Origin of the sequence: Lysinibacillus sp. NPDC096418, from assembly GCF_044762775.1 — a bacterium.
Taxonomy (GTDB): domain Bacteria; phylum Bacillota; class Bacilli; order Bacillales_A; family Planococcaceae; genus Lysinibacillus.
This window is the reverse complement of the sequence record NZ_JBIWEY010000015.1, coordinates 1-23352: the sequence shown is the minus strand read 5'-3', so window position 1 is coordinate 23352 and position 23352 is coordinate 1. Positions and strand designations below refer to the sequence as shown.

21 protein-coding genes and 1 riboswitch are annotated in these 23352 nt (G+C 37.5%); of the genes, 17 read left to right on the top strand and 4 right to left on the bottom strand.

Annotated features, from left to right (window positions below; translation table 11 throughout):
* The first annotated feature begins 279 nt into the window (after nt 1-279).
* From ACIQZG_RS12800 to ACIQZG_RS12780, 5 genes are read left to right on the top strand one after another with little or no spacing between them, the layout of a single operon-like run.
* Nucleotides 280-1230 (top strand): ABC transporter permease, encoded by a 951-nt coding sequence (locus ACIQZG_RS12800; protein ID WP_402755577.1) that lies wholly within the window; start codon nt 280-282, stop codon nt 1228-1230.
* A gap of 11 nt (nt 1231-1241) precedes the next feature.
* The gene (locus ACIQZG_RS12795; protein WP_402755576.1) at nt 1242-2144 is read left to right on the top strand and encodes an ABC transporter permease; all 903 of its coding nucleotides are present in this window, start codon (nt 1242-1244) and stop codon (nt 2142-2144) included.
* A 14-nt stretch (nt 2145-2158) separates the two neighbouring features.
* The gene (locus tag ACIQZG_RS12790; RefSeq protein ID WP_402755575.1) at nt 2159-3160 is read left to right on the top strand and encodes an ABC transporter ATP-binding protein; all 1002 of its coding nucleotides are present in this window, start codon (nt 2159-2161) and stop codon (nt 3158-3160) included.
* A gap of 1 nt (nt 3161) precedes the next feature.
* Nucleotides 3162-4160: an ABC transporter ATP-binding protein gene (locus ACIQZG_RS12785; protein WP_402755574.1), complete on the top strand. Its 999-nt coding sequence runs from the start codon at nt 3162-3164 to the stop codon at nt 4158-4160.
* Nucleotides 4160-4549 carry an OsmC family protein gene (locus ACIQZG_RS12780; protein WP_402755573.1) on the top strand — a complete coding sequence of 130 codons (390 nt, stop codon included), beginning with the start codon at nt 4160-4162 and terminating at the stop codon, nt 4547-4549. Before ACIQZG_RS12785 ends, ACIQZG_RS12780 begins: the two co-directional genes overlap by 1 nt.
* 252 nt (nt 4550-4801) lie before the next feature.
* Here ACIQZG_RS12780 and ACIQZG_RS12775 read toward each other — a convergent pair whose 3' ends face one another.
* Nucleotides 4802-5290: a magnesium transporter gene (locus tag ACIQZG_RS12775; RefSeq protein ID WP_402755572.1), complete on the bottom strand. Its 489-nt coding sequence runs from the start codon at nt 5288-5290 to the stop codon at nt 4802-4804.
* 718 nt (nt 5291-6008) lie between these two features.
* Between ACIQZG_RS12775 and ACIQZG_RS12770 the strand changes: the two genes are divergently transcribed.
* From ACIQZG_RS12770 to ACIQZG_RS12760, 3 genes are all read left to right on the top strand, one after another.
* Nucleotides 6009-8363, top strand: a complete 2355-nt coding sequence (locus ACIQZG_RS12770; protein WP_402755571.1) for a M13-type metalloendopeptidase — start codon at nt 6009-6011, stop codon at nt 8361-8363.
* Nucleotides 8364-9007: 644 nt separating this feature from the next.
* On the top strand, nt 9008-9472 hold the full coding sequence (locus ACIQZG_RS12765) for a helix-turn-helix domain-containing protein (RefSeq protein WP_402755570.1): 465 nt from the start codon (nt 9008-9010) through the stop codon (nt 9470-9472).
* A 4-nt stretch (nt 9473-9476) separates the two neighbouring features.
* On the top strand, nt 9477-9638 hold the full coding sequence (locus ACIQZG_RS12760; protein WP_402755569.1) for a hypothetical protein: 162 nt from the start codon (nt 9477-9479) through the stop codon (nt 9636-9638).
* A gap of 116 nt (nt 9639-9754) precedes the next feature.
* Here ACIQZG_RS12760 and ACIQZG_RS12755 read toward each other — a convergent pair whose 3' ends face one another.
* Nucleotides 9755-10537, bottom strand: coding sequence for a nucleotidyltransferase domain-containing protein (locus tag ACIQZG_RS12755; RefSeq protein WP_402755568.1), 783 nt, complete (start codon nt 10535-10537; stop codon nt 9755-9757).
* A 433-nt stretch (nt 10538-10970) separates the two neighbouring features.
* Here ACIQZG_RS12755 and ACIQZG_RS12750 point away from each other — a divergent pair, with 433 nt between their 5' ends.
* The 5 genes from ACIQZG_RS12750 to ACIQZG_RS12730 all read left to right on the top strand — a co-directional run bounded on the left by ACIQZG_RS12750 (nt 10971) and on the right by ACIQZG_RS12730 (nt 16129).
* Nucleotides 10971-12188 carry a M20 metallopeptidase family protein gene (locus ACIQZG_RS12750; RefSeq protein ID WP_402755567.1) on the top strand — a complete coding sequence of 406 codons (1218 nt, stop codon included), beginning with the start codon at nt 10971-10973 and terminating at the stop codon, nt 12186-12188.
* Between the two features lie 284 nt (nt 12189-12472).
* Nucleotides 12473-13297, top strand: coding sequence for a DUF3100 domain-containing protein (locus ACIQZG_RS12745; protein WP_402755566.1), 825 nt, complete (start codon nt 12473-12475; stop codon nt 13295-13297).
* 21 nt (nt 13298-13318) lie between these two features.
* Nucleotides 13319-13762 carry a hypothetical protein gene (locus ACIQZG_RS12740; RefSeq protein ID WP_402755565.1) on the top strand — a complete coding sequence of 148 codons (444 nt, stop codon included), beginning with the start codon at nt 13319-13321 and terminating at the stop codon, nt 13760-13762.
* A 277-nt stretch (nt 13763-14039) separates the two neighbouring features.
* The gene (locus ACIQZG_RS12735) at nt 14040-14846 is read left to right on the top strand and encodes a hypothetical protein (protein WP_402755564.1); all 807 of its coding nucleotides are present in this window, start codon (nt 14040-14042) and stop codon (nt 14844-14846) included.
* Between the two features lie 23 nt (nt 14847-14869).
* Nucleotides 14870-16129 (top strand): glutathionylspermidine synthase family protein, encoded by a 1260-nt coding sequence (locus ACIQZG_RS12730; protein ID WP_402755563.1) that lies wholly within the window; start codon nt 14870-14872, stop codon nt 16127-16129.
* A gap of 295 nt (nt 16130-16424) precedes the next feature.
* Here ACIQZG_RS12730 and helD read toward each other — a convergent pair whose 3' ends face one another.
* Together helD and ACIQZG_RS12720 are read right to left on the bottom strand one after the other, a co-directional pair.
* A complete protein-coding gene (helD, locus tag ACIQZG_RS12725) occupies nt 16425-18749 on the bottom strand; it encodes an RNA polymerase recycling motor HelD (protein ID WP_402755562.1) in 2325 nt (774 codons plus the stop codon).
* A gap of 440 nt (nt 18750-19189) precedes the next feature.
* Nucleotides 19190-19663, bottom strand: coding sequence for a YbaK/EbsC family protein (locus ACIQZG_RS12720; protein WP_402755561.1), 474 nt, complete (start codon nt 19661-19663; stop codon nt 19190-19192).
* A gap of 131 nt (nt 19664-19794) precedes the next feature.
* Between ACIQZG_RS12720 and ACIQZG_RS12715 the strand changes: the two genes are divergently transcribed.
* The 4 genes from ACIQZG_RS12715 to ACIQZG_RS12700 all read left to right on the top strand — a co-directional run bounded on the left by ACIQZG_RS12715 (nt 19795) and on the right by ACIQZG_RS12700 (nt 23133).
* Nucleotides 19795-20940, top strand: a complete 1146-nt coding sequence (locus tag ACIQZG_RS12715; protein WP_402755560.1) for a PstS family phosphate ABC transporter substrate-binding protein — start codon at nt 19795-19797, stop codon at nt 20938-20940.
* A gap of 31 nt (nt 20941-20971) precedes the next feature.
* A riboswitch (guanidine-I (ykkC/yxkD leader) is annotated at nt 20972-21068 on the top strand.
* A 137-nt stretch (nt 21069-21205) separates the two neighbouring features.
* A complete protein-coding gene (locus ACIQZG_RS12710; RefSeq protein ID WP_402755559.1) occupies nt 21206-21547 on the top strand; it encodes a DMT family transporter in 342 nt (113 codons plus the stop codon).
* Nucleotides 21547-21861 carry a DMT family transporter gene (locus tag ACIQZG_RS12705; RefSeq protein WP_402755558.1) on the top strand — a complete coding sequence of 105 codons (315 nt, stop codon included), beginning with the start codon at nt 21547-21549 and terminating at the stop codon, nt 21859-21861. Before ACIQZG_RS12710 ends, ACIQZG_RS12705 begins: the two co-directional genes overlap by 1 nt.
* Before the next feature lie 207 nt (nt 21862-22068).
* Nucleotides 22069-23133 carry a branched-chain amino acid aminotransferase gene (locus ACIQZG_RS12700; protein ID WP_402755557.1) on the top strand — a complete coding sequence of 355 codons (1065 nt, stop codon included), beginning with the start codon at nt 22069-22071 and terminating at the stop codon, nt 23131-23133.
* Nucleotides 23134-23352: the final 219 nt, after the last annotated feature.

Genomic DNA, 23352 nt, shown 5'->3' with positions numbered 1-23352 from the left:
GCGGCGCTGCCCTCGCTTTTTATCTTCATTCAGTTAGAAGACTTCCACCTCTATAGGTGGTGATGTGAATTCGGTGTTGTTTTACTGTTCAGTAGGTGTCCAGAAGTTTTGTGCGCGAAAGTGAAGCGTCGGCAGTAAAACACCTGCTGAACGAAGATAAAATCTCCGGCGGATGTTACAGATTCTTTAGAGGAGCCTTTCGAGCGAGCTCGAAAAAAATCTGGACGTAATTATGCCGAAGTGCAATTGACCATTCTGGCTAAAAAATGAGGGATATTAGTGTTTGCATATATTATCAAAAGGTTGCTATCGCTCATACCGGTCCTACTTGTTGTGACAATTACTATATTTTTAATTATACATATTACACCGGGGGACCCAGCGGCAACAATATTAGGCTTAGAAGCAACAGAGGAGCAAATTGAAACATTAAACGAAGAGTTAGGGCTAAATCGTCCAATTACTGAGCAGTACTTAAGCTGGGTAGCTGGTTTGTTAAAAGGGGACTTAGGAGATTCTATTTTTATGCATCAGCCAGTAACACAGGCTATAGCAGAGCATATGGGGCCTACACTATCATTGGCAATTTTAGCTCAAATAATTGCGCTGATTTTAGCCATTCCATTTGGAATTTTCGCAGCGTATAAGCGAGGAAGTATTGTCGATGTTTCGTTAATGGGCATGTCATTGTTTGGAATGGCGATACCTAGTTTTTTATTAGGGCTGTTACTAATGCTAGTTGTAGGTGTTCAGCTTCAATGGCTCCCGGTAGCGGGTTATGAACCACTTGAAAATGGGATTTGGGCGCACTTTCAATATTTAATATTACCGGGTATATCACTCGGTGCAATTCAGGCGGCATTAATTACACGCATGACACGTGCTTCTATGCTAGAAGTGTTGAATTTAAATTATGTGAAAACAGCAAGATCGAAAGGGCTGAAAGAGTTTTCCGTTCTATTAAAGCATGCTTTCCGCAATGCTTTTTTGCCGATTTTAACTGTCATTGGCCAAACATTTGGTACGCTCATTACTGGGGCTGTTGTAGTAGAGTCAATCTTTAATATTCCAGGGCTTGGACAGTTAATTATGAATTCTATTGAACGTCGTGATTTTGCCGTTATTCAAGGCGTTGTGTTTGTAGCAACACTTATGTATGTCAGCATCAATTTAATCATTGATTTATTGTATGGTGTTATTGATCCACGAGTACGTTTAGATCGTAAATAAGGAGGGCTCGTATGGTTTCGTTACAGGAAAAAGAAGAAATTCGTAACATAAGTAAAAAACTAAAAAAAGAACAACATGCATTACAGCGACAGCGGTTAAAAGCCAATTACGGCCTACTTATTGGCGGTACTATATTTATACTACTCGTGTTGTTGGCCCTTGTTGGCCCGTATCTTACACCGTATGACCCCTATAAAATGGTTGTTGTTGATAGATTACTAGCACCTTCTTCTACGCATTTGCTAGGGACAGATGAATTTGGGCGAGATTTAATGACGCGTATTTTGTATGGGGCCCGTGTTTCGATTGGTGTTGGCTTAGCGGTAGCGGTGCTATCGTCGGTCCTCGGATTAATCATTGGTTTATATGCGAGTTTTTATAAAGCATTAGACCATGTGCTAATGCGGACTTGTGATGGTTTAGTAGCGATTCCTGGTATATTACTAGCCATTGCATTGATGGCAGCATTAGGTGCATCTGCAACAAATGTAATAATTTCATTAACAATTGTATTTACGCCGAATATTGCACGTATTGTACGATCATCTGCACTTGTTATTCGCGAGCAAACATACATAGAAGCGATGCAGGCGCAAGGTGCCAGCAAGACACGTATTATTTGGTTACATATTGCTCCGAACACTTTATCGCCACTCCTCGTACAAGCAACATTTATCTTTGCAGAGGCAATTATCTCTGAAGCGGCATTAAGTTTCTTAGGGGCAGGAATTCCAGCACCGGAGCCGAGTTGGGGGAATATATTGCAAGCTGGGAAGCTAGTCATATACAAAGCTTGGTGGATGGTAGTTTGTCCGGCAACTATGGTGGTATTAACTGTACTGAGCTTAAACTTGCTAGGTGATGGGCTACGTGATTTCTTAGATCCACGTACAAAGCAGAAGAGTAAAAAGTAAATGGAGGTATCATCATGAAGAACACTCCTCTATTAGAAGTGAAGAATTTAAAAACACATTTCCAAACTGAGCGAGGCAAAGTTACGGCTGTGAATGGTGTTAGTTTTTCTATACAGCAAGGTGAAATTATCGGGATTGTCGGGGAGTCGGGTTGTGGGAAAAGTGTTATGTCACAATCGATTTTGAGATTACTAGAGCATACAGACGCAGTCTCTTATGATGGCGAGGTACTATTTGAAGCTAGAAATTTACTCGATCTATCTTTAAAAGAATTGAGAACAGTACGAGGTAATGACATCTCGATTATTTTCCAAGATCCCTTAACGTCATTGAATCCTGTGTATACGATTGGCAATCAAATCACAGAAGTGCTTCGTTTACACCAAAAACTATCGAAAAAAGAAGCGAAGCAGAAGGCAATTGAACTCTTGCGTTTAACAGGAATCTCTGCACCAGAACAACGCGTGAATGATTTCCCGCACGAGCTATCAGGGGGCATGCAACAGCGTGCAAGTATCGCGATGGCACTTGCGTGTGAACCAAAGCTATTAATTGCTGATGAACCAACCACTGCATTAGACGTTACGATCCAAGCGCAAATTATCGAATTAATTACAGAGTTAAATGAAAAATTAAATATGGCCGTACTTTTCATTACTCATGACTTAGGCGTTGTTTCAGAAATTTGTACGGGTGTTAAAGTGATGTATCTAGGGCAAATCGTGGAGGAAGCGACAACAGACCAGCTATTTACTGGACCACTTCATCCATATACGCAAGGTTTAATTGAATCGATTCCTCGTATGGACAGTGACCGTGAAGAAAAATTACATGTCATTGATGGGGTAGTGCCACCGCTTTCAAATGTCCCGCAAGGTTGTGGTTTTTCTACGCGTTGCCCATATGCAGACGATCAATGCCGCCAGCAACAGCCCCCACTTGAAACATTTGAAGAAGGGCATAAAGTAAAGTGCTGGCATTTTAAAGAAATTTTAAGAGAAAGAGAGGCGTTGTAGAGTGGAAAAAAACACGAATACCGAACCGATTTTAACGGTCAAATCATTAGAAAAGAAATTTCCAGTCTACAGCGCATTCGGAAAGCTATTTGGTACAACAGCACATGTTCATGCAGTTAGAGATGTGTCCTTTCAATTATACGAGGGGGAGACTTACGGACTTGTAGGAGAATCTGGCTCAGGGAAAAGTACAACTGGTCGTACAATTCTTGGTTTAACGCCTGCGACAAATGGGCAAGTGCTTTATCAAAATCAAGATTTAACGAAGATGTCGGAAACAGAATTAAGATACTTCCGTAAAGATTTACAAATGGTCTTCCAAGATCCTTTTTCTTCATTAAATCCGCGTAAGAAGATCGGTTCTATCTTAGAAGAACCATTAGTAATTCATAAACTCGGCAATCGTGAGGAACGAGAAACGAAAGTATTTGAAGTGTTGAAATTGGTCGGACTTCAGGCAGAGCATTATTTTCGATATCCGCATGAATTTTCGGGTGGGCAACGTCAACGCCTAGGGATTGCACGTGCATTGATTATGAATCCAAAAGTTATCATTTGCGATGAACCTGTTTCAGCGCTCGATGTATCGATTCAATCACAAATTTTAAATATTTTAAAAGAGTTACAAAAAAGTTTAGGGTTAACGCTCCTATTTATTACACATGATATTAGCGTTGTACGTTTTATTTCAGACCGTATTGGCATCATGTATTTAGGTTCCATTGTGGAAGAAGCTCCTACTGAAGCTTTATTTGCAGAGCCACTGCACCCTTATACAAAGGCTCTCTTTTCAGCAGTACCTGACTTTACAAGTAAGAGATTAAAAGATCGGGTTGTATTGAAGGGTGAAATACCTTCTCCGTTATCGCCACCATCAGGTTGTGCATTCCATACACGTTGCCCATTTGCAACGGCCATCTGTAAACAACAAACACCTATATTAAAAGAAATCAAGCCAGCACATTATGTTGCTTGTCACCTAGTAGAGGAGAAAGAGTAATGACAACTATTCAAGTAGTAAATGGACAAAATGAAGTAAGAAACGAAGCAGGCTTCCAAGTAATCGGAAGCATAGCACCAAATCAAGAGGGGCTATCACCTAAAGAATTGCTAGAAGCGGCACTAGGGCTATGCATTTCTATATCCTTGCAAAAAGTATTAGCACGCGATGAGGTGGAAGTGAATGTCGATGAGATAGAAATTCAAGTAACGACATCTAAAGATGAAGGTATCACAAATCGTTTCGTTCGCTTTGATGTCACTGTCCAATTCCCATCACAATTAGATAATTCATATAAAGAAAAACTAATTGCTGTTATCGAACGTGCTTGCACAATCGGCAACACATTAAAAAATGATGTGGTAATCAATACGGTGGAAAAGAGATAATCTGATTGCTTTGGAGGCGTGAACTTCCCTTGTATATGAGATAAATAGTAAAAGGATTCATCAAATCACTTGTCGGTGAAAGCTTTTTTCGACATTAGTATGACAAAAGAATAAGCTGTTAAGTTTATTCTTTTGCTTTATACAAAGACTAATTTTTGGAGAAAAGGTACCAAAACTAAGAAGCCTCCCCCTCATGAAATTAGCATCATTTTCAGTTAAAGTCTCCATTCGTTCAATAAGAATTATATATTTTTATCTTTCTAATACTATACAATATTGTTCTTTATATTTTTCATGGTTCCAATCGAACATTTGTACCAGATGATTTAGAGATAGTTCTTCATAGTTACATCTAACATACGGTATATTTATTTCATTATCGTCATGACCAATCCATACTTTCCATAGTTCTAATATCTGTCCTGCTCTAATATTTTCTTTTAGGTACTCCAGTAATTGCTTTGCTCTCATTTCCGAATAGATAAAATTCACTTCATAAATGAATGGATAACTTGTATATTCACTTACATCATAGTAAGCGTCCTTTTTAATGACCAATTCATTTAGGTCATCTTCATTTTCAACAAATAATATTTGGGCATTAGGATCCATCTTCTCCCAAGGTACAAACTCATGTGGTTTTATTTTTAATTCAATAGCTTCCTTAACAGTAATATACTTTGATTTTGTTTCTACTTCTGGCATTTCATAATTTGTTGCTATAAATGAACAAAAACTCATTTAACTACCTCCTAAATCTAATCCTTAAATTCTCTTGCAACGTTAGCACAAGAAGAAAAAGAGCAGCCTACGTTGTTTGATTATCTTCAAGTTAAGCCTCTGTTGATATTCCCTTCTTACACGAATCTGCTCCATTAATTAAATTTGAGAACAGTGCAAATGTTATTTTAACAGATTTATATGAAGAAAAAGGCAATGTATTCGCAGCTGAATTAGGTGAAAATGCACTTTTTGTTTAACAAAACATTGTATCTGAAGAAGATTGGGCAACAGTTATTGCGAAAGCAGAGGAAATTTTCGGTTCAGTAAATGTATTAGTAAAGATCGCTGGTATTGTAGAAGTATTCTCTCGATAAATTCCATTAAAACGCGTAGCACAACCAGAAGGAGTTTAAAATATTATATTGTTCTTGGCTTCTGATGAGGATAGCTATGCAACAGGTTCAGAATTCGTGATTGATGGCGGATTAACTGCACGGTAAAAAGAGCTTGAACAAATCGTTATATAATTGATAAAGGCCAATTTTCTATTAGTATAGAAAATCGGCCTTAGTTTTTTTAGTGAAGTATTGTCTGATCATGTTCTATTAAAAGTGAAAAAGCTCTTTACATATTTTCAAACTGAAATAAATCAACTATAATGGTATTTAAATGGTAGAAATTCTAAAATCTACTTATTTATCTTTGTTTATACAAATTTCTATAGAGGAGCTCGAAAATGAAAAAGAAATTTTTATCCTTACTCATGGCCATAGTAATGGTCTTATCAGTTAGTGTATCGGTGTATGCCGATGAAACGTCGCCACCAGCGACAAGAGGAGAAATCGTTAAAGCCTTGTTGATGGCAGCAGACGCTTATCAGCCAGGAATTAATAAAGAAGCTGTTATTAAAGGCTCTGAAAACGGAGATTTAAGAGAGAATGAGCCAGCAAAGAAGGTTGAAGCTTTAGTCATGTTGAGCAGAGCATTCGGCGAATTGCCAAAGCCTGTCGGAAATGATCTGCGAAGTGGAACATTTGGCGTCGAGTTCACCGATGTACCAGCTTGGGCAAAAAAAGATATCGATAAACTGGCAAAAGCAGGCGTACTTACTGGCAAATCTGACGGCACATTAGGTGCGAATGACACGATCACAATCGATGAGTTCCGAACTATTATTTCTAGAATATGGACGCTTAAAGGCTCCCATTTAAATGACGATTTTTATGAAACAATCAATAAGGAATGGTTAAATAAATCGACAATTCCGCCAGGAGAATCCTCGGGCGGCTTAGCTTTCGAGCAGCAACAGCAGAATGAAGATAAAATAGGAAAAATAATAAAAGAACTTGCTGGCAAGCACTTCGCAGAAGGAACAAAAGAACAGAAAATTGCCGACTTCTATTCAGCAGCATTGGATACAAAAAATAGAAATAAACAAGGGATTGAGCCCGTTCAAAAATATTTAAAGGCAATTGACGGGGCTAAAACGCTTGATGAACTCGTTCAAGCAGATCTTACCCAAGAGAAAGAAATAGGGCTAAGCTCTTTATTCAGCTTTACAATCATGAACGATGCAAAGAACAGCAGTGAAAATGTTTTGTATTACACTGGATTAGCTACTAGTCTGGATAAGAACAGCTTTGTAACGGAAGACCCGACAGCGAAAAAAGCCTATATACAATATATGACCAAAATTCTCGTGGTATCGGGCGAGGAAGAGTCTGCTGCGAAAGTAAATGCTGAAAAAATTTACGACATGGAGAAAAGCTTAGCTTCCGTATCGCTTGAACCACATGAACAAGGTGACGTCAATAAATACTATAATCCGTATACAACCGAACAATTCGATAGAATGTTCAAAGCAGTAGATATGAAACAAGTCTTAACATCGATGAAAGTCGACAGTACTAATAAAGTAATCGTATTCGACGTGAAGTTGGCGCAAAAAGGCGCGGAACTCTTAACTGAAACTAATCTTAACGTGCTTAAAGCATACGCCAAAAATCGCCTGCTTATGGCAACAGGCGATTTATTGTCAGATGAATTCGGAGATGCTGGTAAGGAATTTGCCAAAACTGTATACGGTGTTACAGGAGAAAAAACAAATCAGGAAATCGCAGTAGCCATGACAACTGACGCAATGGGCGGATATATTGAGCAAATGTTTGCCGAGAAACATTTTTCACCAGAAGCTAAAAAAGATGTTGAGCAGATGGTAGAGCAATTAATTGCTGCGTATGAGGAAAGAATCAACTCTCTTGATTGGATGTCAGAAACAACAAAAGCGAAAGCTATTAAAAAGCTAAATACGATGATTGTTAAGATCGGTTACCCAGACAAGTGGGATACGACATTAGATCAAGTAGCTATTAAGACATATAAAGAAGGCGGTTCACTGTTCTCTAATACCTTCGCAGTATATAAAGCGGAAATTGATGACGTGAAAGCCAAGCTAGGAAAACCGGTTGATAGAACGGATTGGATAACTAAAGTATATACTGTAAATGCTTTCTACTTTCCTTTAAATAACGAAATTACGTTCCCTGCTGGTATTCTCCAAGCGCCTTTCTATGATATTAACGCTAAACCGGAAGAAAACTATGGTGCCATTGGTATGGTCATTGGCCATGAAATCAGCCATGCATTTGATAATAACGGATCTGCCTACGACGAAAATGGAAATGCAAATAACTGGTGGACAGAAGAGGACTTTAAGAAATTCAAAGAGAAAAACCAGGAACTGATTGAGTTCTATCATAATATTGAAATTATTCCGGGTGTGTTAAGCGACGGTCAGCTTACACTAAGCGAGAATGTCGCTGATTTAGGTGGCATGGCAGCTTCACTGCAAGTTGTATCCAAAATGAGTAATCCGGATTATAAAGCATATTTTGAACGCAATGCGGATATATGGAAATTTACAACGACAAAAGAATTTGCAGCGCTTCTGAGCAAAAATGATGTACATTCAGCTCGAAAAATTCGGGTAAACCGCACGATTGTGAATTTCCCGCAATTCTATGAAACTTATGGCATTAAGCCAGGAGATGGTATGTATGTAGCTCCAGAGGATCGAGTTTCCATCTGGTAAAAATTTTAGCAGATAGAGCTAATTCCGATAGTCCTTACATCGGTGTTTAAAGGCAAAGAATCTATCTAGTAAGCTCTTTTTAGAGTAAATGCACCGAAATAATAAGCTCAAGAATGGTGATTTTACGTCATTCTTGGGTTTTGCTTTTTTCGGCCCTCCCAATAGGTTTGTTATCATCTCGCTTGCTTCTTCTGAAGTCGAACTAACCTGATTCATTAGCGCGAAGCGATTATTTAAGAATCTTCACAAACTAACTATTAGTTGGTTTAGAACCATAAACAATTTGTCTTAATGATAGCCATATGTGAATTTGATGAGAGCGATTGTCCCTAGATTTTTGAAAATACCAACGTTATACTATCATCCCCTAAAATTTTCACCCTCTCCATAAAAATTTGAATCTAATTCTCATTGTACGAACTTACTTCTACCCTATATAAATTATCCTAAAAAACAATTTTTATGTTATCGCATTTGACATAACAATTTAAGGAAGCAAAAACTTAATGGGGAAACCTCTATTTGGCAAATTTATTTCTCTTTATTTAGAAAATAACGGAGGAAAGCTTTGGTGTTGCGTGCGCAACGGCTATTGTTGCTTTATTCTTTTGTTTAAAATACATATATTTTGAGGTGAAAGATGAATGACTACTGGAGAAGCAATTCGCTCAATGCGAATGAAATTAGGACTCACTCAACAACAATTAGCAGACAAAGTTTTTGTAACAAGACAGACCATTTCCAAGTGGGAATTAGAAAAAAGTGTGCCTGATCCAATTTCTTTAGAGCTGCTAGATCAAGTCCTGAATTTAACAGAAGTACTCAATAAAAATGTACAGAAAGGAGCAAGTAAAAAAATGAGAATAATCACCAACTTTATTTATGTACTCTTATTCGGCGTTTTATTTTTACCTTTTCGATTTTCATGGGTAAAAATAAAGCAGAACTGGAAAAAACCTTTATTTAAATTTTTAATCGTACCCCTTGTCGGCATTTTATATTTATTTTACTTACACTCGCTAATAGATACTGTGTTTTATTGGATGGTTGCTTTTTCTGTAAGTATATATTTGCTTACAGCTCGTTATTTCCAAGAAGAAGAGGTGTGATGTAGTGGCGAAAAAAATTGATTATAAAAACTCTGCAGTAGCAAGTTATCTTTTGATTGGAATAGTATTTTTAATAATTGGATTAGATAAAAATTTTGCTTTTTTATTGATCGGAATGTCGTTCGTTGTTTTAGGCATTAAAGAAAATAATAAATATGAAAAATAATTATTTTATAAATGGAGTAAACAAAAAACCTATTCATATGAGTAGGTTTTTTTACTATTAAAAGCAATGCTTCATATTTAAGAATCCTACTTTTTGGCTGTACTAGGTTAAATTCTCTATTTTCCTACAATGGCATTCTCGTTAAACCAAATAATAAAATAATCAATGTAATTTAATACCTCATCCAAGGTTGGAACTTTTTGTTGAACAAATACATACTCGATTTCTTTAAAATATTCTTCTCTAGGGAAATAATACTGAAGAATTATAAGATTTTCTTGAATATTTGTAGACCAACTTTTATCTCTTTCAGCTACATAGCAGTATGCACCTCTTACAATTCGTTTTAAAATCGATAGTAAAGTAGCGTGGTCAGCTTCATTTTCCAGAATTGCATCCCGATAACTTGTGAGTGTATCAATAAGATTTCCATTTAATGCCTTACAGATATGAACATTTGGCTTCATTTTAGGAAAGTGTACGGACAGGTCCTCTCCATAAATACAAGTACAGACGTGTCTCAACCAAAATCCCCAATAATATTGGCTATTTTCTTTAAATACATCTGCTGTAACCCCAATATCGTAATCAACTTTTGGCACGATTAGATTGTCATGAATAAACATTTTTGTTTCTTCTTCTAAATGTGCCATTTCTTGAGGAGAGAATGGAGATGTCAAAATTACTGATAAATCAATATCTGAAGTACCTAATACAGCCTCTCCACGACCAACACTTCCGTAGATATAAACACTATGTAATTTTGTACCTGCACATCTTTTTAAAATCTCTACAACTTGACTAAGAAGTCCTTGGTATGCACCATCAATTTTATTTAGCGAGGTTTTGTTTAAGATATATCCGTTACTATCTACATCTATTCTTGTTGGGAACTGCACATTTCTCACTCCTTTCTTATAAGAATTTTATATTCCAGAGTACACTTTTTCTACTAAAAATTAAAGTCCTATAGTAATTGTAATCAAACTTTATTATTAATGATGGGTAAAGTTTTTAATCAAAGTAACTAATGTATTAATAAAATACAACGCTCTTGGATTTAGGAATGAAAAAGTAAGGTATTGGTCGCTTGGATAATTAAAATATAACACTTTTCTATATAGAACAATCATTTCCATTTAGAAATTACACCTGTATTTTCTAGGTTTACAGGTAATATTTGAATATGTTAGTATAGCAATATTCAAATAAGAATTATTAAATTTTAATGATTTATCTGAATAATTAGTTTTAAGATAATAATAGTTTAAAGATTCAAATTCTATTGTAATTAGAATCTTTTAGGTATTTTTCTTTAGGAGATGAATGATTATGAATATCCAAAAAACATCAAATTCGTTAAAGTCCACTGACATTGTAGAGCAAACAGTTGGGATATATGAAGAAGCTGTGCGATTAAGAAGAATGATTCATGAAAATCCTGAACTTGGATTTGAAGAATATAAAACTGCTGAAATAATCGCGAATTATTTACAAGAACTTGGTATTGAAGTAACTACAGGTGTCGCGAAGACGGGTGTTGTTGGTATTCTTCAAGGAGAAAAAGAGGGACCAGTGCTAGCTTTACGTGCTGATATAGATGCTTTACCTATTCAGGAAAATACCGATGTAAGCTACAAATCTAAAAATCCTGGGGTTATGCATGCTTGTGGACATGATATGCATACCGCAATGTTACTTTCTGCTGCTAAAGTTTTATCTCAAAATAAACAGCATATCTCGGGTACGGTCAAATTTATTTTTCAACCTGCTGAAGAGATGAAGGGCGGAGGAATCAAGATGGTTGAAGAAGGCGTTTTAAATAACCCTACAGTCGACCACATTTTTGCTTTTCATGTTTGGCCTGAGATAGCAACAGGCAAATACGGTTTTAGAAATGGTGCCATTATGGCAAGTATGGATACGTTTGATGTTGTTTTAAAAGGTAAACAAGGTCATGGTGCTGCACCACATCAAGGTGTAGATGCAATTGTGGGTGCTGCTCATGTTGTCACAGCGCTCCAAACGATTGTTAGTAGAGAAACAGATCCGATAGATTCTGTGGTACTTACAATCGGCACAATTGAAGCGGGAGATGGCTTTAATATTATTCCAGAAAAAGCTAGATTTAGAGGAACTGTACGAACATTAAATGCTAATACTCGTAAGGAAGTAGCTACAAGTATTCAGCGAATTATTGAAGGTGTAGCCTCTGCTCTAAAATTAGAAGTAGAAATAAACTATAACGAAACAGTTGGTTATCCTGTAACAATGAATGATCCGAAATTTAATGAACATGCAGCTACTGTTGCAACGGATTTATTTGGAGAAGATTCAGTACAGTGGTTAAGTAAACCAAGTATGGCAAGTGAAGATTTTGCCTTCTATTTAGAGCAAGTTTCTGGCACATTTGTCTTCTTAGGCGTTGGAGAAAATCCAGAAGATCCAATGAAGTTACATAGTGATGTATTTTTACCAGATGAAAAAGCAATGATTCAAGGGATTTCCTTGATTGTTGGACTAGTAATAAATACTACTGAAAAAATTTAATAAGTTAAAAGATAGGATCATGGCCATAACATGTGCTTGATTTAGAGTAAACAATTGCTATAAGTAAGCACATGGAACGAAAGGCGGCGACCACTAGAGGTAGCTTGAGACCCTGCAGGAGCACAGCGACGAAGCGGCTCAAGGCTCGCCCCTTCGAAAGCTTCCGCCTATAGTGGAATGTGCTGCCAAGTGCTGATTTTAGTGTAGGGCCAAAAAATATAAGTAATAATCGTGCCATTTCCCATTATAGAAACAGCACGATTTATAGGATAGGAGTACAAAAAGTGCAAGAAAAATCTTTGCGTAATTGGAAAATTCATTTATTCGTGTTGGTATTAGTCTGTGTAACAGAATTTATCGGCGTGAAAACATTTAATATAGGAATTGGCGCAATTGCCTTATTCCCAATGTTATATGCATTAATAATTGGTGCAATTATTAGTTTACCATCTTTGAAAATTTTAAAAATGAAAGAGATGAATGTAGCAGCCAATATATTGGGTATTTCATTTATGCTATTTGTAGCCAAATTAGCGATGTTAATGGGCCCATCCTTACCGCAAATCTTTGAGGCTGGACTTTCTTTAGGCTTACAAGAAGTAGGGCATTTCGCAGGAACAATTGTATTGGGTTTACCAGTCGCTTTGCTACTTGGGATGAAACGAGAAGCAATTGGTGCGACTTTTTCTATTGATAGAGAACCGAACTTAGCTATTATTGCTGAAAAATATGGCTCTGATTCTCCTGAAGGTCGAGGAGCGCTAGGCGTATATGTTTGTGGTACGTTGTTTGGAGCTTTATATCTATCGGTGTTAGCAAGTTTTATGGCTCAAACAGGTTGGTTTCATCCGATTTCACTAGCCATGGGTGCTGGTGTAGGTTCGGGTAGTATGATGGCGGCGATGGTTGGTGCATTATCAGTTATATTCCCAGATTCTGCAACGGACATCGCAGTGTTTGCTGGTGCTGCTAACTTGATTACAACCATTTTAGGTACGTATATTTGTGTATTCTTTTCTTTACCGGTTACAAACTACTTATACAACAAATTCGAACCTATTTTGGGAAGAAAATCAAAAAAAGACCAAGCGAAAAATATTGGGGCATAGGATCTAAAGAGGAGATTTTAAATGAAAGATAAAATATTAACGTTTTCAATTATTGGAATAATAGCCCTTATGGGAAACTGGATTGGATACGATGTTTCACCGATTGATGCCTTACCAGGTATGATGATCATTGTTACTGTTACGGTATTAGGGTTTATTTTCGCTAAAATCGTCCCTATTAAACTACCAGTTGTTATTTGGATATCGATATTAGCATTAGTGATTACAACTCCAATATTCCCTGGAAACGAAATCGTCATTAAATTTACAGAAAAAGTGAATTTTATGGCTCTGGCAACACCTATTCTTGCATATGCAGGTCTATCTTTCGGGAAAGATTTGCAAGAGTTTAAAAAGTTAGGTTGGCGAATTGTTGTCATCTCACTAGTTGTTTATACAGGCACATTTGTATTATCAGCTTTAGTAGCTGAAATTGGTTTTAGAATTACTGGTAAATTCCATTAATTTTTTGTGAGTGAAGTATTCTATTTATAAAAACGGGGATGTCCAATAAATCTCATTAAGTAGAAAAACGATCTTTCTATATGCTAAAAAGATAGCATACTATCATTTTTAGGACAGCCCCACATCAGACTGTAGTCAGACTCGAAGAATTTTGAGTTTGTTTACAGTCTTTTTTTAGTTTTTAAGAGGAGGATGAATGTCGAAATTTTGAGTCAAATGAAACCGATTGCGACTTCATTCGTAAAATAAGTATATAACAAAAAAGGGTGGAAATTACATGTCCAAACAATTGAAAAAATATATGGCGGTGACAACGGCCTCATTTATGGTAATGCAACTAGCAGCGTGCGGTAGTGCCACAGAGGAAAATACAGAAAATATACATACAATACCGAGTGATATGGAGAATACTGGTGCTGAAACGACATACGCAAATGAAGAAGGGGAAGCTGAAGGGATATATGAAGTTCCTGATAATATGACACCAGAGGAATATGCCAATGCTGTCATTAGGGAACAATTAGAGGATGTTTCTGAAAGCGACATGGCAAATGCTTGTGAAGAGTGGCAGGAAGATGAGGATGGTTCGTTTGAATGTTTGGATGAAGACTCACCATATTACAGTCAACATTTCTTTAACGGCCTTATGTTTGCCACAGCTGGCGCGATGATTGGTAGTAGTATTTATAAAAGCCATAATTTAAAGAATGGCGCGGAAAAAGAGCGAATTAGAAGAAGCGCTATTGTGTCACCAACTAATATACGGGATAAGGCGAACGATCAAAACAATGCTAATTCTGGCGGAGGTGGAGGTAGTTCTTACACAGGTCGCTCTAAAACAAATACAAATGGTACAGCGACGAATGGAAACACAAATGGTTCCAAGTCAAATACTTCAAACGGTACTACAACAAACAGTTCAAACGCAACTTCAAATGGCACAAACTCGAACAATTCAAACTCCTATTCAAGTGGGACCAATTCAAATAGTTCAAATTCATATTCAAACAGCTCTTCATCTAACTCGGGTAAATCTGGCTTCGGTTCTGGTGGCGGATCAAGAGGTGGTTCATCTTCATCTTAATGGCAAGCAAAGGGGAAGTCACTATGGATAATAATTTTCATAATCATCAACGTGAAGTTTTTTACTCGAAATATAAAAATTTCTTTTCGGATTTTGCGAACCTTGAGTATGCATTATTTGATGTAATGGATCTGACGAAGGAAAAAATAGATGAAATTAAATATGCTTCAACTATCCTATGGCAGATTTTTTTGAAAGTGGGAAAGCAGTATAAACATTTAACAGAGGAACAATTACTAGCACTAGGTATTCGAGAAGAGATGTACCCTTATATTCAATTAGATTATTTGCAGCAACAATCAATCTTAGCCCGTTTCGACTTTATCTGTACAGAAGATGGAGCAATCAAGTGTCTTGAATTAAACGGAGAAACGCCCTTCCTGATTCAAGAGACTTTTGGTATGAATGAACAGCTATGTCAGCATTTTGGTTACATTAACCCGAATGATATTAACGCATTACATAAAAGTTTATCAGGTGGGCTTTTCGCTGCTATGCAATATTTAGATATATCAACAAAGCCTAAAATCGTAATTACGGGTAAAACAGCTGATGAGGATTTTGAAGAGTATTGCCAAGTTCAATTTGTAAGAGGATGTTTACCTTTCGAAGTAGAGTATGTTCCTATTGCTGATCTTGTTATTTTTTCAAGCGATACATCTGAAATAGCAATGGGACTTTACACACCTTCAATGGAAAAAATAGATATTTTATATCGTCCTGCTCATCCGATTGAGTTTTTAATCGATGATGTGGCGCCAGACGGAGATCGAATTGGCTTGCAATTACTTGAACTCGTAAAAGATCGCAAGCTTGCAATCATTAACCCGCCAGCAGGTTATGTATTACAATCAAAAATTCTTTTGTGGTTAATCTGGGAGAGAAGAGATAATAAATTATTGTTTAATGCTGAAGAACGTACAGCAATTCAAAAGTATATGCTACCGACTTACCTTTCCGCAGAAACTTTTACGAAAAGTAACAGCCCATATGTGAAAAAACCTGTTTATTCGCGAGAAGGGAATACTGTAGAAATCTACGCAGGGGATGGCACCAAAACAAATGCTTCAGCATATACGCATTATGATGATAATTTGTTTATCTATCAGCAGTATGAGGAAATGCCTGCTATTGATATTACACTGAAGGACGGGGTCCATACAAAGAAATGGCTTATTGGCTCATTCATGGCTGATAATCAGGCATGTGGTCTGTCTTGTCGAGTAGGCAATCAAATAACAGAATGGGATTCCCACTGGTTAGCAGTGGGGTATAAGGATTAATCATTTATCAAAAGAAAAAAATGTGTATGGCATATACCACGCTGACCTACTAACATAAGACAATTAAAAAACACCTTTCATTGAAAAACGGGTATTAAAACTTGAAATAATCAATGTGAGGTGTTTTTACTGTCTCATAAAAGATAGGAGAACTAATAATTTGCTTTTTACGCTATAAAAGCGCCTGATTGCTGAATGTTGTTTACGTCTACTAAGGTCTGTTTAACGGTAGATATTTTTATTTGGAATCATGTTATCTTTTTTTGAGGCCATTATAAATTGGATAATGACACGATCATATTTCCGGCGTAACGTCGCGTAAAAAGGGGCTCGGTTCACCTATGCTGTATAGTTGCAAGTAATGCATCGCTCGGGTACAGGCGGTGTAAAATAATCTACGTACGCTCTCATCTCCGTATACTTCCGCTGATGCGTCATAAATAATAACCGCGTCAAACTCGATACCTTTGGCTAAATACGCAGGTATGACGACAATGCCTTGTTCATATTCAATTGTTCCACTCTTAACGAGCTTAATGTCTTCAATATCACGCAAGGACTTGTATGCACTGATGCTTTCGGCAGCGGATTTGCATATAACCGCTATTGTGCTATATTGCCGATTCCTTAAATCTGCAATTTTGGAAGTTATGGAACGATGCAATTCAGCACGATCGGACAGTTGTGTCAATTTAGGCTTCTCACCATCACGGTCAAAAGCGATTATCCGTTCGCCGTTAGGTACGAGTCCACGTGTAAATTCTACGATCGGTTTTGTGGATCTGTAGCTTCGTGTCAAGTTAATCACAGTTGTTTCGTCCGGACCGTATAAGTCAGTGAGTGTCTGGAAATCCACCATTTCGCTAGCATGGGCGAAAATTGCTTGGTTAAAGTCACCGAGTACGGTCATTCTTGCTGAAGGAAACAATCGTTTCAAAAATTCGAATTGAAACGGAGAATAGTCTTGCGCCTCGTCTACAACGATATGTTTGATCGAGCTATTTATTTGAAAGCCTTGAATCAGCTCTTTCATAAATAAAAAGGGAGTAGCATCTTCGTAATATAGTTTACCTTCGTTCAGCATTTTTACCGTCGTGCCGCAAATATCCGGCCACTCATCCGGTACTTCGTAGTCCATCCACTGGCTGATCTGGTTGGAATCGTTAAAAAATTGCTTGTATATTCCTTTAATGTTGACGAAACGAAACTCCTTTATCTGTTTTCGCAACGGCTTCAACTTAAGGTGCACAATCAAACGAGCTAATGCTTCAGGTTCGATTTCATAATCATGAATAGACTCTCCTGTATAGCCGCGTTTTTCCGCTAAGAAGGTAAATAGCTTATGGTAAGCCTCATTGCTAAGGAAGTCAATTTCCTCCTGTACCCATGGCTTCGTCCGTTCGAGTTTCTCGGCTTCATCTAATTGCTTAAGTAGCCAATCCTTTAAATTTTCAAGTCTATTATGAAAGCGGAGCGAGGTGTCACTGCTATAAAACTTATCTGTGATTTGTTTTGCAGTAACAATTTTATTTCCTCTGAAGCTAATCCCTCTGAATACCATTCCGGACGATTCCAGCGACTTGATGTATGATTTGATTGCCTCAAAAAATCGGACGCTAGCCTTGAACTGGATGCTTGCAAGTCTTGTTTTATATGATGGGTTATCTACTGCAGTCAAAATATATTCCAATTGATCGTAAGGGTTCTCAACTTCAAACTCATTTTTTAGTCGATGATCCAAGTATTCCTGGAATGTGACCTGTTGCATATTCTCTTCGCCGAGTTCGGGTAACACATTAGAAACATAACTATTAAACATCGTATTAGGTGAAAAAAGAATGACTTGATCGGCTTTCAGCACATCTCGATATTTATAGAGTATATAGGCAATCCGTTGAAGGGCAGCCGATGTCTTACCACTGCCGGCAGCGCCGTGTACAATGAGCATACGCCCACGGTCGTGCCTGATGATTTGGTTTTGCTCCTGTTGAATAGTGGCTACTATACTGTGCATATGTTTGTCTGTACCTTTACCAAGCACCTGCTGTAAAATCTCGTCGCCAATAGTGATACTGGTATCGAACATCGATTGGATAATGCCGCCGCGGATGAGATATTGCCACTTTTTCTCCAGTGTGCCATGAGTGATACCTCCAGGTGTAGCATATTTGACTGGGCCTGGTTGGTAGTCGTAGTAAATACTCGAAACCGGAGACCTCCAGTCATAAATAAGGAAATCTTCTCCGCTTGCATCCGTTAGCGTTGAGATACCGATATAAATTCGTTTCGCAATAGAAGTCCCATCTTCAACAAAATCAATCCGACCAAAATAGGGCGCTTCTTGCATACGCCGCAAAGTAGCTAATCTCTTAGATGTGTGTCTATGAGTGCTTTGACTTACGGACAGAGCTTGAGCCTCTTGTCTTAAGCCAATGATTGTCTCGAGATAATCATCAAAGGTATCAAGATTTACTTTTACTTCATCCCAAAAGTGTTTGCGGATATTCACAACTTCCGACCGGCGTTTTGAAGTTTCGGCCTCTAATCGATTGATTTGCTCTGAAATTGTCTCTTTTACGCTGTTCACACGTTCTTGCTCCTGGCGAAGTTCCATGTCCATAACACTCCTTAAAAAAATAATAATATGAGTTGACAAAAAAGAATACTGTGATGTATAATTAAATTAAGATAGGTGCATTATACATAAAATGCATTTTGTGTATCTATATAAATTTAGCATAGTATTGCATTTTTATCAATGTATTTTCATGATCTTTGCAAAGATGAATTGTAATTTTAAAGGGAGAAGAACCCTATTTTATAAAACAAATAACTAAAGAACGATATACATACAAGCATGTAGTGGTAGCATCAGAAACCACATATTTACAAAATTAAGGAAACTTCAATATAAAAAAGCCTAATTTCTTAGCATTACTCTTAAGAAATTGGGCTTTCTTCGTTGTTTAGCAATAGTCTTCGTAATCAATTAGTGGTGGGGTATAAGGATTTAGCTTGGTAAAGAGGTTTCTAAAATAGCCTCCTTTTGTAATAAAAATTTTAGTCATTCCAACCCTTACATACATCTATCCATTCCTTGTAAGGTGTATAGGTTTCAAGCTCGTCTATTGTAAGCTCGATCGCTGAATTACTACTGCCACATGCAGGGAAAACAGTGACGAATCGTTTTAGCGATTCATCTAAGTAGATTGCCACGCCTTCATTGACGCCAAATGGGCAAACTCCACCGACATCATGGCCGATAAGCTCATTCACATCTTCTTTTGCAATCATTTTTGCTTTTGTACCAAAAGTTGCTTTGTATTTTGCATTGTCAATTTTGGCATCACCGGCGGCTACGATTAAAATTGCTCCATCGTTTACTAAAAAAGATAAGGTTTTAGCGATGCGTTCTGGCTCGCAACCAAGTGCTTGTGCGGCCATCTCAACAGTTGCTGAACTTTCATTTAGTTCTTGAATTTTGTGTTGTAGATCCCATTTTGCGAAATGCTCGCGTACTTTTTCAATTGCCATATGTAAAATCCTCCTATTTGAAATGCCTTTATCTTAACATAATTTTCAGAAAATGTTGTTGCTAATTGCCTCTCGTTAGTTTATTATGAAATAAATAGTGTAAATTTACATCTTTGTTTGAGGGGGAAGTTATGAAAATCGTTGAATCGGTGTTTGTGTTTATAGGTCTTTTATTTTTAACCGGCTTTATAGGTTTTTTCGTTTTGCTAATGGGTGGTTTGCACTATACTAGTCTCCTTGTGGTCATTCCAATTTGCTTGTTTTTACTATATGTTTGTCAATCATTTGGTTGGTTAACGACTAAGAAGCGGAAAGGATGGTTTGCGGGAGTAGTAGGGGTAGCACTTATTTTTGCTTCGATTCCACCAATTCAGTACCATTATAAAATGAGCATACCAACTGTCGATGCGGAGGTAGCAATTTATGAATATGAGCCGTTTACTGTTGATAATAAAGTAATTACACCTGATACAGAAGTATCCTTGAAAATGACTGAGCCGTTGCCACGTTTGGATGGAGCAACTGCTATGTATCCATTGTATTCGGCATTTGTGCAAGCTACGTATCCTAAAAAATCATATGTACCCTTTGATAGCGAGGTCATGGTGAATACAACACCGGAAGCTTATGAGAATTTAATTAATGGAAATGTTGACTTGATTTTTGCGGCAGCTCCCTCGGATTCACAGAAAAATATAGCTGAGAAGGAGGGGCTAACATTTGATATGACACCAATTGGACGAGAGGCATTTGTATTTTTCGTTCACCATAAAAATAGCGTCGAAAATCTCACATTTGACCAAGTGAAGCAAATATATGCGGGAGAAGTAACAAATTGGAATCAAATTGGCGGCAATAATGAAAAGATTCGTGCATTCCAACGCCCAGCTGATAGTGGTAGTCAGTCGACATTAGAGAAAATCATGGGGGATACTCCGATTATGGAGGCACCTACAGAAGATATAGCAAGTGGAATGGGAGATATTATTCGTGAAGTTTCACAATATCGTAATTATAAAAATGCGATTGGTTATACATTCCGATATTATTCAACTGAAATGGTGGGCAATGAGGAAATCAAATTGTTGTCCATTGACGGTGTGGCTCCGACAAAAGAAAATATTCGTAATGGTACATACCCGTTAACATCGGAATTTTATGCAGTTACTGCTGGAACAGAAAATCCGAACGTACCAGTATTTATTGACTGGATCATTTCTCCGGAAGGGCAAGCTTTAGTTGAAAAAGTAGGGTATGTACCGCTGGAAAATAGCTGAGTAATTTGCTATACTAAAATGACAATTAGATATGAAAGTTTTCTAGGGTTCCGTAGCTACTGCTAGTCTGGACCGAGAGAAAACCACGAACTTGTTTTGTGACACGGAAGGATAAAAGCCTGGGAGATGCTGTTTTTACAGCGTTTCTTCGGGCTTTTTTTTTGTTTGGATGTGAGGAGAAGTGATCCGAAATGCAAAGAAATAATCCACGCAAGCAAGATGGAAATCCGAAATTGTAAAACCGTAATATTAGGAGGAGATTTAGATGAATAAACAATGGGTAAGTATTTTTGTTGCTGCTTTCTTTGAGGTTGGTTGGGTAATTGGCTTGAAACATGCTGATAGTATGCTTGAATGGCTTGGCACAGTCATTGCAATTATTATTAGCTTCTATTTATTAATTAAAGCCGGTGAAAGTTTACCTGTTGGGACGGTGTATGCAGTGTTCGTCGGTTTAGGGACAGCGGGAACGGTTTTGGCAGATAGTCTATTGTTTGGAGAGCCGTGGAAGCTAGCGAAAATTGCTAGTATCGCAGTTTTATTAGCAGGTGTTATCGGGTTGAAACTTCTCACTGGTGAACCAGTAGAACAAGAGGTGAAAGAATAATGGCATGGATTGCTTTGGTTGTTGCAGGTTTTTGTGAAATGATGGGTGTTTTTATGATCAGTAAATACAATGATAAGAAAAATGCACAAAATTTAGTATTATTGATTTTAGCATTTGCCTCTAGCTTTGCTGGGTTAGCCTACGCAATGCTAACTTTACCTATGGGCACAGCATATGCTATTTGGACAGGTATCGGAGCGGCTGGCGGTGCATTACTTGGTATGCTATTTTTCAATGAATCGAAGGACTGGCGTCGAGTAGTTTGCATCGTCCTTGTGCTAGGTTCGGCTGTTTGTTTAAAGCTACTATCTTAATGGATTAGGGAGAATTTAATAAATATAGCGGATAGGGCTTTTACGAATAGTCTGCTGCTATTTAAAGTTAATGACTTTTTCTTTCAGAAATTATGTGAAAAGCTACTAAAAATCTAGGGTTTTAGTAGCTTTTTATTTTATTTAATAATATGATATTTTAATAGAATGAATTATTTGTCAATTTCGACTATACTGGAGGATGCTATTATGTTAGAGATAAAAAAAGAGTTAACAACAAATCCAAAAGAAAAGCCTGCAGTTGAAGAACTAGGTTTTGGGAAGTTTTTTACAGATCATATGTTTATGGTCGACTATACAGAAGGAATGGGCTGGCATGATCCGCGTATCATTCCATACCAGCCGTTATCTTTAGATCCTTCGGCAATGGTTTTCCACTATAGTCAAACGGTATTTGAGGGTTTAAAAGCATATGTAACAGTGGATAACGAGGTATTATTATTCCGTCCAGACCGCAATTTCAAACGTTTAAATAACTCAAATGAGCGTATCGTCATTCCGGCGATTGATGAAGAGCTTGCATTAGAAGCGTTAAAGCAATTAGTGACAGTGGATCGTGAGTGGATTCCGAATACACCGGGGACATCTCTTTATATCCGTCCATTTATTATTGCAACGGACCAAAGCTTAGGTGTGCATCCTTCGAAAACTTATAAGTTTATCATCATTATGTCTCCTTCTGGTTCTTACTATAAAGAAGGAATTAATCCAGTGAAAATTATGGTGGAACAACAATATGTAAGAGCAGTTTCGGGTGGTACAGGAGAAGCTAAAACGGGTGGTAACTATGCAAGTAGTTTAAAAGGTCAAGAAATTGCGCATCAGGAAGGCTATTCTCAAACTTTATGGTTAGACGGAAAAGAACATCGTTACATAGAAGAAGTGGGAAGCATGAACATCTTCTTCAAAATTAACGGGACAGTTATAACGCCAGCGTTGAATGGTAGTATCTTACCTGGTATTACGCGCGATTCAATGATTCAAGTATTAAAATCGAAAAATATTCCAATTGAAGAGCGTCGCATTTCTATCGATGAAGTGGTAGAAGCTTGTCATAATGGAACGTTAGAAGAGGCATTTGGTACGGGTACGGCAGCCGTGATTTCACCTGTTGGGGAATTAAAATGGCGAGATGAAAAAATCATCATTAATAACGGTGAGATTGGTGAAATCTCGCAAATGCTATATGATACATTAACAGGTATCCAAAATGGTACGATTGAAGATGCATTTGGATGGACTATTAAACTATAACAAAAGAAGAAAAGAGGCTGGGACAAAACACTAACCTCAAAAATGAAAAGCCTCGAAAATTTTACGTTTAGTAAAATCTTCGAGGCTTTGTTTTTTAGTCTGCTTCGTAGCCGTTGTTCTCCGATACGGCGGACGCTTTCCGCGGGCACGGCTCCAGCCTTCTCCCTCGCTTCGCTCAGTCCGGGTGCTTCCGCTCGTGCTGTTCCCGCAGGAGTCGCC